Origin of the sequence: Parvularcula bermudensis HTCC2503 (assembly GCF_000152825.2) — a bacterium.
GTDB lineage: Bacteria > Pseudomonadota > Alphaproteobacteria > Caulobacterales > Parvularculaceae > Parvularcula > Parvularcula bermudensis.
Map to the genome: position 1 here is coordinate 473,684 of NC_014414.1, position 12,793 is coordinate 486,476.

12 protein-coding genes and 1 other RNA gene are annotated in these 12,793 nt (G+C 62.4%); 7 read left to right on the forward strand and 6 right to left on the reverse strand.

From position 1 onward, the window contains the following. Positions 1–25 precede the first annotated feature (25 nt). The 4 genes from PB2503_RS02260 to tkt all read right to left on the reverse strand — a co-directional run bounded on the left by PB2503_RS02260 (position 26) and on the right by tkt (position 5,196). Positions 26–919, reverse strand: a complete 894-nt coding sequence (locus PB2503_RS02260; RefSeq protein WP_013299596.1) for a fructose bisphosphate aldolase — start codon at positions 917–919, stop codon at positions 26–28. Positions 920–941: 22 nt separating this feature from the next. Continuing rightward, the gene (locus tag PB2503_RS02265) at positions 942–2,153 is read right to left on the reverse strand and encodes a phosphoglycerate kinase (RefSeq protein WP_013299597.1); all 1,212 of its coding nucleotides are present in this window, start codon (positions 2,151–2,153) and stop codon (positions 942–944) included. Between the two features lie 71 nt (positions 2,154–2,224). Then, entirely contained in the window at positions 2,225–3,232 is a 1,008-nt protein-coding gene (gene gap / locus PB2503_RS02270; protein ID WP_013299598.1) for a type I glyceraldehyde-3-phosphate dehydrogenase, read from the reverse strand. Further along, a complete protein-coding gene (gene tkt / locus PB2503_RS02275; RefSeq protein WP_013299599.1) occupies positions 3,229–5,196 on the reverse strand; it encodes a transketolase in 1,968 nt (655 codons plus the stop codon). The genes gap and tkt overlap by 4 nt, the downstream gene beginning before the upstream one ends. A gap of 170 nt (positions 5,197–5,366) precedes the next feature. Here tkt and PB2503_RS02280 point away from each other — a divergent pair, with 170 nt between their 5' ends. The 4 genes from PB2503_RS02280 (at position 5,367) to PB2503_RS14235 (ending at position 6,841) form a co-directional block, all read left to right on the forward strand. Then, the gene (locus PB2503_RS02280; protein ID WP_013299600.1) at positions 5,367–5,606 is read left to right on the forward strand and encodes a hypothetical protein; all 240 of its coding nucleotides are present in this window, start codon (positions 5,367–5,369) and stop codon (positions 5,604–5,606) included. Continuing rightward, positions 5,599–5,904: a cell division protein ZapA gene (locus PB2503_RS02285; RefSeq protein WP_013299601.1), complete on the forward strand. Its 306-nt coding sequence runs from the start codon at positions 5,599–5,601 to the stop codon at positions 5,902–5,904. Before PB2503_RS02280 ends, PB2503_RS02285 begins: the two co-directional genes overlap by 8 nt. A gap of 79 nt (positions 5,905–5,983) precedes the next feature. After that, positions 5,984–6,140: non-coding RNA, 6S RNA (ssrS, locus tag PB2503_RS14230), on the forward strand. A gap of 119 nt (positions 6,141–6,259) precedes the next feature. Further along, a complete protein-coding gene (locus PB2503_RS14235) occupies positions 6,260–6,841 on the forward strand; it encodes a 5-formyltetrahydrofolate cyclo-ligase (RefSeq protein WP_238525815.1) in 582 nt (193 codons plus the stop codon). On the opposite strand, the gene PB2503_RS02300 is transcribed toward PB2503_RS14235, so the two are convergent. Together PB2503_RS02300 and PB2503_RS02305 are read right to left on the reverse strand one after the other, a co-directional pair. Further along, positions 6,747–8,654: a DUF885 family protein gene (locus tag PB2503_RS02300; RefSeq protein WP_041534862.1), complete on the reverse strand. Its 1,908-nt coding sequence runs from the start codon at positions 8,652–8,654 to the stop codon at positions 6,747–6,749. The two genes, PB2503_RS14235 and PB2503_RS02300, sit on opposite strands and share 95 nt — an antisense overlap. Positions 8,655–8,740: 86 nt before the next feature. Continuing rightward, the gene (locus PB2503_RS02305) at positions 8,741–9,028 is read right to left on the reverse strand and encodes a hypothetical protein (protein WP_013299605.1); all 288 of its coding nucleotides are present in this window, start codon (positions 9,026–9,028) and stop codon (positions 8,741–8,743) included. Between the two features lie 224 nt (positions 9,029–9,252). On the opposite strand from PB2503_RS02305, the gene radA reads away from it, so the two are divergent. The 3 genes from radA (at position 9,253) to purF (ending at position 12,764) form a co-directional block, all read left to right on the forward strand. Beyond that, entirely contained in the window at positions 9,253–10,614 is a 1,362-nt protein-coding gene (radA, locus tag PB2503_RS02310; protein ID WP_013299606.1) for a DNA repair protein RadA, read from the forward strand. Positions 10,615–10,685: 71 nt separating this feature from the next. After that, the gene (locus PB2503_RS02315) at positions 10,686–11,186 is read left to right on the forward strand and encodes a CvpA family protein (RefSeq protein WP_013299607.1); all 501 of its coding nucleotides are present in this window, start codon (positions 10,686–10,688) and stop codon (positions 11,184–11,186) included. A 42-nt stretch (positions 11,187–11,228) separates the two neighbouring features. After that, the gene (purF, locus tag PB2503_RS02320) at positions 11,229–12,764 is read left to right on the forward strand and encodes an amidophosphoribosyltransferase (RefSeq protein ID WP_013299608.1); all 1,536 of its coding nucleotides are present in this window, start codon (positions 11,229–11,231) and stop codon (positions 12,762–12,764) included. Positions 12,765–12,793 lie beyond the last annotated feature (29 nt).

Below are 12,793 nucleotides of genomic sequence, written 5' to 3' on the forward strand. Positions count from 1 at the left end.
ATAAGGAGCGCCTCATCTGACTGACTTATCCAGCTTTCGACGCCTCGTAGATGCTGTCGATCGTCTTCGCCAGGGTCGCGTCGAACGCCGCATCGTCCTGCTGGGCCGAGAGCCCCTCGGTCAGCGCCCGGGAGAAGCTCGCGATCACGCCTGTGTTCTCCGCCAGTTTCGCATTCGCTTCTTCGCGAGAATAGCCGCCGGAAAGGGCGACGACCCGTAGGACCAAAGGATGATCGACAAGCGACTTATAGTGATTGGCCTTGCTGGGCAGGGAGAGTTTCAGCATCACCTGCTGACCCTTTTCCAACGTGTCGAGATGCTTGGTGATCGCTTTGAGAAGGAGGTCTTCAGCCGCCGCTTTATCGGCGATGGTGATCGTCACTTCAGGCTCGATGATCGGCATCAGACCATGGCCGAGGATTTGTTTCGCCACCTCAAATTGCTGAGCAACGATCGCTTCGATCCCGGTCTCGTCCGCCGCATCGATCACAGACCGCATTTTGGTGCCGAAAATCCCCTTCGCCACAGCCCGCTCCAGCAGGGCGTCGAGGTCAGGCATCGGCTTCATCAGCTTCACGCCATTTTCCGGCTCGGCCAATCCTTTATCGACCTTGAGGAACGGAACGACACCGCGGCTCTTCCACAGATATTCCGCTGTTGGCGTCCCATCGATCTCGCCATCCATCGTGCGCTCGAACAGGATGGCCCCCATCACCTTGTCGCCATTGAAGGCGGGAGATTTGATAATCCGGGCCCGCATCTCATGGATGAGGCCGAACATCTCCTCATCATTGGCGTAGGCCCCCTCATCGATCCCGTAGAGCTTCAGCGCCTTGGGTGTCGAACCGCCGGATTGGTCGAGGGCGGCGATGAAACCATCCTTTTCAGCGGCCTGGGTTTTCATTTCGGTGTCAGTCATAGCAATAAATCCCCTCAATCGGTCATGCCGATGATGCCGCGCTCGTTTCGAGAGCGGCAACGCCCGGCAATGTCTTACCTTCGATAAATTCAAGGAACGCGCCGCCCGCCGTCGACACATAGGTAAAATCTTCAGCCGCCTGCGCCACATTGAGGGCCGCCACAGTGTCCCCGCCGCCGGCAATCGACGTCAAGGCGCCCGCAACGCTCAGCTTGGCACCGAATTTCGCGAGCTCCACCGTCGCCGTGTGGAAAGGCGGTGTTTCGAACGCCCCCAAGGGCCCATTCCAGAGGAGCGTGGCGCAGCCTTCGAGCTCGGCGGCGTACTGATCCACACTCTCCGGCCCGACATCGAGGATCATTTCATCCGCCGCCACATCGTCCGGTGCGCAGACCCGAGTGTCGGGATTGGGGGCGAATTCCTTCGCCACCACCACATCCTTTGGCAGCAGGAGGGCACATCCCTGCGCCGCCGCCTTGTCGGCGATCGACCGGGCCGTCGCCGCAAGATCCGGCTCGGCCAAGGATTTGCCAATGTCCATCCCCTTGGCGAGCAGAAAGGTGTTCGCCATCCCGCCGCCGACCACCAGCTTGTCGGCTTTCTCGATCAAGTTTTCGAGGACATCGAGTTTGGTCGAGACTTTTGCCCCGCCGACCACAGCCATGACAGGGCGTTTGGGCGCGGCAAGGGCCAAAGCGAGATAGTCGAGTTCGCGCTGCATGGACCGCCCCGCCGCGCTGGGCAGGCGTTGGGCGATGCCCTCAGTCGACGCGTGAGCGCGGTGCGCCGCAGAAAAGGCATCATTCACGTAAAAATCGCCGAGCTTGGCCAGATCGTCAGCGTAATCGGCCGCGTTCTTTTCTTCGCCCGCTTCAAATCGCGTATTTTCAAGCAAGAGGACATCGCCATCGGCGAGCCCCGCCACCGCCCGTTCGGCAATTTCTCCGCGGCTCTCCTCCACAAAGCTCACCGGACGCCCCAGCACCCCGGCGAAAGCGTCGGCGACGGGACGCAGGCTCATCTCAGGCACCCGCGCGCCCTTCGGCCGTCCAAAATGCGACAGCAGGATCACCCGCGCCTTGCGATCAACAAGCTCCCGGACGGTCGGCACGGCCCGCTCCAGCCGTGTCGTATCGCTGACCCGATCTCCATCCATAGGGACATTGAAATCGACGCGCACCAGAACGCGTTTTCCGCCGACATCGAGATCATCCAAGGTCTTGAACGCCGCCATGCGCCCTCCTTACCGCCACTAATCCGCAAGCTTGAGACATAGAAACGGGGGCCGCAGCCCCCGTAGTCAGTTTAGATGAATTTCGCCATGGCGAGAGCGGTGTCGGCCATGCGGGTGGAGAAGCCCCACTCATTGTCGTACCAGCTCAGCACCGAGACCAATGAGCCGTCCATGACCTTGGTCTGATCCATGTGGAAGATCGACGAATGACTGTCATGGTTGAAGTCGGTGGAGACATTCTTGACCAAGGTATATCCAAGAATGCCCTTCATCGGCCCGTCAGCCGCCTCACGAATGGCGGCGTTGATTTCCTCCACCGAGGTGTCGCGCGCGGCGATGAATTTAAGGTCGACCACAGACACATTGGGCGTCGGCACCCGCATCGCAAAGCCATCGAGCTTGCCGTTCAGTTCCGGCAGCACGAGCCCCACCGCCTTGGCCGCGCCGGTCGAGGTGGGGATCATCGACATCGCCGCCGCCCGGGCCCGATAAAGATCCTTGTGCATCGTATCGAGCGTCGGCTGATCGCCGGTGTAGGAGTGGATGGTGGTCATCATCCCCTTTTCGATCCCGATCGCATCATTAAGCACCTTGGCAACCGGCGACAGACAATTGGTGGTGCAGGACGCGTTGGAGACGACATGGTCGTCGGCGGTCAGGACATCGTGGTTAACGCCGTACACGATGGTCTTGTCGGCATCCTTGCCCGGCGCAGAGATCAGGACCCGTTTCGCCCCGGCCGCCAAATGCTGCGCCGCTTTGTCGCGATCGGTGAAAATGCCCGTGCATTCCATCACCACGTCGACCCCGTGATCCCCCCAAGGCAACGCCTTGGGATCACGCTCGGCGAATACCGCGATGGACTTCCCGTCGACGGTGAGTTTGCCGTCGCCGGTGGACACCGTCATCGGCAACCGCCCATGAACACTGTCATATTGAAGGAGGTGCGCGTTCGTCTCGACAGGACCGAGATCGTTGATCGCCACGACTTCGATATCTGTGCGTCCGTGCTCCAACATCGACCGGAGCGCCAAGCGTCCGATCCTACCGAAACCATTGATACCGACTTTTACCGTCATGCGTCTTCCCTCTTCACAAGGGCGCGGACCGTTTCCGCCACCCGTTCGGCCGTCAGGCCGAAATGTTGATACAAGTCCTTATAGGGGCCACTGGCCCCAAAGCTATCCATCCCCACAAACGCCCCCCGGCCACCAAAGGCGAAGAGCCAGCGATCCCAGCCCTGGGCAACGCCCGCCTCCACCGCGACGCGGGGCGCCGTCCCGAGGACCTGCTGCTGATAAGTTTCATCTTGCGATGCAAAAAGGTCAACGGACGGCATGGAGACTATGCGAATGGCGTGCCCCTCCGCCTCAAGCTGCTTGGCGGCGTCGACGGCGATCTCAACTTCGGAACCGGTGGCGATGATCGTCGCTGCGGCGCCCGCCGCCTCGGCCAGCACATATCCACCCCTGGCCGTGCGGTTCTCGCCCCCCGCCTCCCCACGCAGGAGCGGCAAATTCTGCCGGGTCAGCGCAAGCGCCGTGGGCCCCGTTCGGTGACCAAGCGCCACGGCCCACGCCTCGGCGGTTTCCACCGCATCGGCGGGCCGCAGGACCGTCATATTCGGCATCGCCCGGAGACTCGCCAGATGCTCGACGGGCTGGTGGGTCGGGCCGTCTTCCCCAAGGCCAATGGAATCGTGAGTCAGGACATAAATGACCTGGATCCCCATCAAGGCCGACAGCCGCATGGCCCCGCGCATATAATCGGAAAAGACCAGAAAGGTGCCGCCATAGGGGAGGACCCCGCCATGCAGCGCCATGCCGTTCATGGCGGCGGCCATGGCGTGCTCTCGAATGCCATAATGCAGGTATCGGCCCGCCGGACTATCGGCGGTGAAAGGCGAGGTCGCCCCGGTCTTTGTGTTGTTCGACCCGGTCAGGTCGGCCGAGCCGCCCATGGTGAGGGTGGTCGTCTCATTGATCACCTCAAGGACGTTTTGGGAGGCCTTACGGGTCGCCACGGGCTTTGCGTCTTCCGTCGTCAACCGAGCGGCGTAGTCGAGAACCGCGGCCTGGGCCGATGACGTGTCGCCGGAAAACAGCGCCGTCAGCGCCTCTTTCTGTCCATTCGCCTCGAGCCGCGCTTCCCATTCGCTACGGGCCGCCCGCCCCTTCGTACCCGCCGCGCGCCAGGCCCCGACAATATCGTCCGGCACCACAAAAGGATCGTCCTCCCAAGAGAGCGCCTTGCGCAGCCCCGCCAACTCATCCGCCCCCAGAGGAGCGCCGTGGATCCCGGCGGTCCCAGCTTTTTGTGGGGCCCCGCGACCGATGGTCGTCTTACACGCAATCAACACGGGGGCGTCGAGGCTCTTGGCCTCGGTCAGGGCCGCATCGATCGCGTCCGGGTCATGACCGTCACAGGACAGGGTCGCCCAGCCCGATGCCTTGAACCGCGCCAATTGATCGGTGCGATCGGCCACCGAGACTTTCCCATCGATCGTGATCCCATTGTCGTCCCATAGAACGATCAGCTTGTTGAGCCGCAAATGCCCCGCAAGGCTCAACGCTTCCTGAGAGATCCCTTCCATCAAGCAGCCATCGCCGGCAATAACATACGTATAATGATTGACCAGATCGGCGCCGAAGCGGGCCGCCAGATGCGCCTCGGCAATCGCCATGCCGACGGCATTGGCAAGCCCCTGGCCAAGCGGGCCCGTGGTGGTTTCGATGCCCTTGGCGTGACCATATTCAGGGTGACCGGCGGTCTTGGCCCCGATCTGACGGAACTGCTTTATCTCTTCGAGGGTCATGTCCTCATAGCCAAGCAGATGGAGCAGCCCGTAAAGCAGCATCGATCCGTGACCGGCCGAGAGGACAAATCTGTCCCGGTCCGGCCAATCCGGCGCGCCGGCATCGAAGACCATATGTTTTGTGAATAACACCGTCGCCACGTCGGCCATACCCATCGGCATGCCGGGGTGACCGGACTTTGCCGCCTCGACCGCGTCGGCGGCAAGCACCGACAAGGCCGCCGCCATGCGATCATGGGACACCGATGAAGGGGAATGGGACACGCGCACCTACCCGGGCTAAGCCGTCAAGATTGCGGGCGTGTCTGCCCTTAGTATCGGGGAAGATCAAGACGCTCGCCCGATCCGGCTGCCGTCCGTTCTGGACAGAGCGGAAAAACTTCCCTTAGGCTCCCCTCATGTCATCATTGATCGAGCTGCGCCGTGCGTCCTCCCGCTTGGACCGTGCCCTCGTTCGTTTGGACAGCTCTCTTAAGCAATCGAGCGCCTCGCGCCTCAAAGAGGTCAGCTTACACCTTGAATTACGGCGGATCGAAGACTGGCTGGCGGAAGTCGAAACAGCCTTGAGCGCGGTGATTTCTCCCGAAGAATCAGGCACGGTCGATCCGCCTCCGAAAGAGGGAAGCGACCGTGCCTGACGTTCGAATCACAATCAACGGCCAGGGATATACCCTTGGCTGCGGACCAGGTGAGGAAGAGCGCGTCAGAGCGCTCGCGGCCTATTTCAACGACCATGTTGAAGTCTTAGCGAAAGAGATTGGGCGCACGGCGGAAAAACGCCTCCTCATTCTCGCCGGGCTGCGCGTGTGCGAAGAATTATTCGACCGGCGCGATGAAAAAACCGAGGCGGCGATTACCGAAGCGGTGGCGGTGCTGGATCGCGCCGCCGACGAAATCGAGGCGTTGGCGGCGACCCTGGATCTCCCCGACCCCTAAAATCTCGGCCTGTTCCCCTCACCTCCACGGAAGGGGCGACCCCTCGCCTCTTGCGCTCCCCTCCGAGCACTCTACCTTTGAAAAGCTGCCCGGCCCGTTAGGATCACGTCCCCGGGGCCTTACATTCAAGTTCGGGAACTGCCTCTGGCGGAGATCGTGGTCTCCATCACGCGGTGCCCACCTGGTCCTTCGGGTCCAGGGCGACAATACCGTCCGACGGCCGGTGCGGCGATTTTGGGGGAAGAGCCTGCCCCCCCGGGGGACACCCCTCGATGAGGGGCCCCAACGAGGCATGAGAAACGAGGCATGAGAGTCGGAGGACCGGTCCCTGGACGCTGAAACCGCCATTGTATCGATTGATTGGAAGGGGCTTTTCCGCAAACGCGCCCTTAAGGCCCGTCACGAGGCGGCCCAAAGCGCGTCCTCCTCAGCCCCCGACGCGGCGGCCTCTCATTTCATGAAGGATTTCGCACCGGACCAGCCCTCGGCCATCGCTCTTTACGCCCCCAAGGGACAGGAACTCGACACCGCCCCCCTTGCCAAACGGCTCTCCGAACGCGGTCACGCCATTCTCTTGCCGGTGGTGACGGCGCAGGACGCGCCGCTTGAGTTTCGCTTGTGGGAGATCGACCGCCCGCTGGTCGAGGGCCGTTTCGGTATCCCCGTGCCGCCAGCGGACAGCCCCAAACGCTTGCCGCAAATTATCGTCACGCCCCTCTTGGCGGTCCGCCCCGACGGGGCCCGCCTTGGCCATGGGGGGGGCTATTACGACCGCACATTGTCGGCCCTCAGAACTGAGGGGCCGGGGGCGCTGGCCATTGGCTATGGATATGAGGGACAGGTCATGGACCGGTTTCCAGTCGAGACCCACGACCAATTCCTCGACGGGTTTGCCAGCGAGGTTCAGAGTCGGATATTTCCTCAGCGTCCGGCGTAAATGGCCGGTCCGGCCTCGCTTCTGGAATGGGCGGCCTGCCGCCCTCAAGACGCCAGGCCGTAAGGGCACGAGACAGCACCGACATCGGTAGAGGACCCAGCGCAAAGATCTGCTGATGAAAAGCCGCCTCATCGAAGGCCGGCCCCAAGGCCGCCGCCGCCGCCGCGCGTTCCTCGCGCAGCCGCCGGGCGCCCAACACAGGGGCCGCCGCACGTCCGGGACGGGCGACAATATCGGCCACCATCGCCATCGCCCTTTCGCGGGAAAGGCCGTTGACATCCATCAGATAGTCGCGGGCGCGGTCGGGGGTCCATCCATCGATGTGGAGACCCAGATCCACCACCATTTGCGAGACCAGCAGTAACTCATGGCTGACGCTACTGATCTGTGTGCGTCCAGCGTTGTCGAGGTCAAAGGCCGCCCCGAGCCCTGTGGCATAGAGCCCCCAGCCCTCAAAAAAGGCCGGCTGGTCGACGATAAAGCTTTGGCCGCCGTGCCCGGCGAGAACCGCGGTGTAGGCGAAGTGCTGACCCGGAGCGGCATTATGGAAAATCAGGGCGGGAATATCCTCTCGCACCCATGGCTGATCATTATTCGCCGCCAGCCAAAGAACTGCCGGCCGTCTCCCATCCGGCGAAGCAGGGCTGTAGACGGCGAGCCGCCCCGCCGCCGGAACCCCCGGCGCCATCGGCCCAATACCGAGACGCGCCTCCGGCAGGGCAAGGAACTCGCGGCTGAGGGCGGGCGTGATGGCGGAGAGAAGGGCGATCGCCGAGTCGAGCGGAAAGCCATCCGCCGCCAAACGATCCCGACCGGCCTGATAGGCCGGCAGGCTCCCATAGCCAAGCGGCAGGACCCGGGCCGTAAGGTCGGCACGCAGATCGCCGATCCGCGCAAGTCCCCAGCCATAAGCCTCCGCCGGAGAGATGGGCGCCCCATAGGCGTCACCGAGGCGCCCCTGATAGGCGGCAAGATCGAGGCCCGCCAGCCGCAGATCCTCCCCCGGCTGACAGGTCGGCGTGATCGTGGTTTCGACATAGCGACGAAATTCGGCCAGGGCGGGGCCGACATCCTGCGCGATAATCGCGGCGGCCTCCGCCCGTAATTGCGCGGCCTGCCGTTCACCGAGGGCCGGTGCGGGCGGCGTAAATGGACGCATAAGGATGGTTTCGATTTGCTCAAGCTCGCTGAACGTCGCAAGCCTGGCCTCGACCCCATAGAGCGACAGACAGGGCTGGGCGGTCACCGCCTGGCGACGGGCGTCCAGACGACCCTGGGCCTCCCGCAGAAAGCGAGGCGTGTCGCGAAGCAAGGCAAAATAGACCCGATAGTCTGCCGCACTGGTAAACGGCAACAGGTCCGGCAATTGAGTCACGACCAGATCCGGGCCGCTCGTTGGGCCTAATATCAAAAAAGAAGGGGTTGTGAGGAGGCGATCGCCCCGACGATCGAGTTCGACGAGCAAAGCTTCGCGCTTCCACTGCGCCTCTTTGGTTAAAAGCGGCGGCGGAAGATCGCGGATCTGTCCCCGAAGGCGTGCCAGGCGTTCTGACCGACGGGTCAGGGCGTTATCATCGAGGGCCGGCAGGCGCGGCGAATAAGGAAGAGGGGCGGCGATTGAAAACGGATCGGTTTCCGCCACGAGTCGCCGAAATTCGAGGACCAGCGGATCGATCTCGCCGGACACCCCAGGGGCGGAAGGTCGGTCCCCCGCAGGAAGCGAGGTCGGTTGCGTTTCGCGCGGCGGCGTAGAGCAGGCCGAAACCAGACCTACCGCGCAAACAATCATCGATAATAGATGGGAGATCTTCACCGCACAGCCCTCCCCCCCTTAACGGGCGGTTGAGGTTGGGGCTTAGACCAGACCGGCCGGATTGACCATAAACCGGCCGCCGCGTCTTAGGCGGCGGTCATTGCCGCACGACGGGAAGCGAGCCATTCGCGCGCTTTACGCTGCGCTTCGGCAATTTGGCGGCCGGACATTTCCAGGGTCAATTGCTGACGGTATTCCTTCGCCACCTGATTGCCGGACATGGCCGCCAGGTTGAACCATTTATGCGCCGTCACAAGATCGGTCTGGCGATCTTCGCCGGGGGTCGAGGCCGCAATGCCAAGACGATACATTTCCTCGGGTGACACGATCTTTTCAGCGTCGCCGATCATTCCATGATCAAACTCAACAGACATTATTTACATCCCTTACCAGTAAATTGACACGGCAAACGCCGATTAACCTTCGGTCGACATCACCATTTCCCTATAAATATCAGGTAAAAGGCAATTTATTCTGTTGTTTACTATGATCTCCACGATCTTCACTTTTGAGCGCGGTAAAGACAGGGTCGCGGCGCCATGGGGGGGCTTCGCGCCGCGGCGAAACAGCGCCATGAAGAGGCGGTGAGGAGACGATGATGGCGCGCTCGACAGAATCTTATGTCTGCCAATCCTGCGGGGCGGTTTATGCCAAATGGGCAGGCCGTTGCGATGCCTGCGGATCATGGAACACGATTGACATCGAACTCAGCGATGCCCCTCCGGGAAGTGTGGGGGCCAAGAGCGGAGGGACAAAAGGCCGTGCCCTGACGGTTGAGGGCATGATCGGCGAGGCCGCCCCCCTCCCCCGGCTCTCGACAAAGAACGCCGAATTCGACCGGGCGGTCGGGGGCGGGCTGGTCCCCGGGGCCGCATTGCTTATCGGGGGCGACCCCGGCGTCGGGAAGTCCACGCTCCTGTTGCAATTGGCGGCCGGGCTCGCAGCGCAGGGCACCGACACCCTCTACATCTCCGGCGAAGAGGCATCAGGACAAATCCGTATGCGGGCAGAACGCCTCGGCCTTCAACAGACCGCAGCACGCCTCGCCACCGGCACGGCCCTCAGAGACATCCTCCAAACCCTGAAGGATGAAACCCCCGGCGCCGTCATTATCGATTCCATACAGACGCTATGGACAGACACCCTGCCCGCGGCGCCGGGTACCGTTACGCAGGTGAGAGCCTGTGCCCAGGAACTCGTCCGCCACGCCAAGCAGCGGAACATGATCCTGATCCTTGTGGGACACGTGACCAAGGACGGCCAGCTCGCCGGTCCCCGAGTGGTCGAACATCTTGTCGACACGGTTCTTTATTTCGAAGCCGAGAAAGGCCGTGCCTTTCGTTTGGTGCGCGCTGTGAAGAACCGTTTCGGCGCGGCGCACGAGATTGGCGTTTTCGAAATGACCGCCCGCGGCCTCGAAGAGGTCTCGAACCCCTCGGCCTTGTTTCTTGGTGAGGGCGGGGACCCGGTCGCAGGGTCCGTTGTGTTTGCGGGAATAGAAGGGACCCGGCCGCTTCTTTGTGAAGTGCAGGCCCTGGTCAGCCCCTCAAGTCTAGGCGCCCCCCGTCGTGCCGTTGTGGGATGGGAGGCGAGCCGCCTGTCGATGATCCTTGCCGTTCTCGATACCCGCGCCGGTCTCGATTTCGCCCGCCATGACGTCTTTTTGAATGTCGCCGGAGGGTTGCGGATCAGCGAACCTGCGGCGGATCTCGCGGCGGCCACCGCCCTTCTGTCCTCTCGCCTCGATATTGCCCTTCCCCCCCAAATGGTTGCCTTTGGGGAGATCGGGCTGTCCGGCGCGATCCGCTCCGTGCCGCAAGCCGAAACCCGTATCGGCGAGGCTGAAAAGCTCGGCTTCACCGCCGCCCTCGTTCCCCAGGGCCTCGACCTTAAAACCACTCTGACCCTGGAGGAGGTGGGGGACGTCACAGCCCTGCTCACGGCGATGAAAAAGCACTAGGACTTGCGCCGAGATGGTTGTCGGTCGCCCCGTCAGACTCTACACGCCAAGGAAAAGAGGACATCCGCTCCATGACCTTGTTCGATCTTGCGATTATTCTGGTCATCGGGTTGTCCACCCTGTTTGCCTATTTGCGCGGCCTCTTGCGGGAATTCATCACCCTCATTGCCTTGGGGGTGGGAACGCTGTGCACCCTTTATTTTGGCGATACGCTGGCGCGCCTGTTCGGCGAGGGGACCCTCGCGCTGCTTCTCGGCTATGGGCTATCGGGGCTGATCGGCTTTATCGCCGCGACCATCGGGCTGGAAATTCTCATCGCCCGTCTATCGGGCACGACCCCGCACAAATGGGATCAGGTAGGGGGCGCTATCTTCGGCATTTTGCGCGGCTGGGTCTTGATGGGACTCGTATATTTTTCGGTGATCAATTACATACCAGAGGATAATCCGCCGCGCTGGGTTGCAAATTCTGCCCTTCGCGGCATCGCGGCCAGCGCCGCCGGGGTGTTGGAAAGCTTGGGGCTCGACGCGGAATTGACCTCCCCCGCTCGCACCGATGGCGATACGGCCTGATCATCCGTCTCGGGATCGCCCGCTGAGACGAGAGGAGTGACGATGTCTTCGCACCGAGGTGCCGACCCTCGTACGGCCGCCGCCCTCCGCTTCGCTCGACGCGCGGCGAGCGGCCCTCGCGCCCCCCTCCCCCGCGCCCTCAACGAAGAATGCGGCGTTTTCGGGCTGATCGGAAATGATGGGCCTGCGGCCTCCCGGGTCGCCATGGGGCTACACGCCCTACAGCACCGTGGACAGGAAGCCGCCGGAATCTGCACCTTCGATGGCGAGCAATTCTACGCCGAGCGCAATTTAGGCCTCGTCATCCCGCACTTTACCCAAGCCCATGTTCTTGAGCAGCTCGAAGGCCAGGCCGGCATCGGGCACACGCGCTATTCCACCACGGGCGCCCCCAATCGCCGCAACGTGCAACCGTTCTATGCCGACCTCGATATTGGCGGGGTCGCCCTTGCGCATAATGGCAATCTCACCAATGCGCGGGTCCTGCGCCAACGGCTGATCCAACAGGGACGGATCTTTCACACAACCTCCGACTCTGAGCTGTTCTTGAAATTGATCGCCCAAAGCCGCGCGCCGCAAATCACTGATCGGGTGAGAGAGGCGCTCGGCGTGGTCGAAGGGGCCTATGGTCTCTTGGTGCTCAGCCAGGATTGTCTGATCGGTGTCCGAGATCCCGTGGGCATCCGCCCCCTTGTCCTTGGCCGCCTCAACGGCGCCCCGGTCCTCGCATCGGAAACCTGCGCCTTCGACTTGATCGGCGCTGAGTTCGAGCGCGACATCGAGCCGGGGGAGATGGTGATTTGCTCTGCCGATGGGACGGTGAAAAGCGTGAGGATTTTTCCCGCACCGGCGCATCCCCGCCCGTGTATTTTCGAGCTGATCTATTTCGCTCGCCCCAATAGCTTTATTGATGGCCAGAGCGTCTATGCCCTCCGCAAGCGATTGGGCCAGCGTCTGGCCATGGAGTCCCCGGTGGAGGCGGATCTGGTCGCCCCAATCCCCGATTCAGGGATTGCCGCGGCCATCGGCTATGCCGCCCAGGCGCGGCTTGATTACGATATGGCGCTGATCCGCGGCCATTATGCCGGGCGGACCTTTATCGAACCCACCCAAGAGATGCGGGAATTAGGGGTTGCTCGTAAATTGTCGGCGAATAAGGGGGTCGTTGACGGCAAGCGGATAACGCTGATCGACGACAGCTTGGTGCGCGGTACCACCTCCAAGAAAATCACCGCCATGTTGCGCGAAGCGGGCGCACGGGAGGTTCATTTCCGTATCGCCTGCCCCCCGATTGTCTGGCCTGACTATTACGGTATCGACACCCCCGACCGCGACGAATTGATGGCCGCCACCCACACAATCGATCAAATGCGGGACGCCATCGGCGCCGATAGTCTCGCCTTTTTGTCTCTGGACGGCATTTATGATGCCCTGGACAAAGGCCCCCGCGGCGAGGCGCCGGCTTTTACCGACCATTGCTTCACCGGCGACTACCCCACCTCCCTCGCCGACCAGGATAGTGGGGCGGATTGCCGACCTTCCGGTACGCTCAGCTATCTGAAGGAACGGACTGCGTGATCGCAGCAGGATCGATCGTCTTTGGGCGC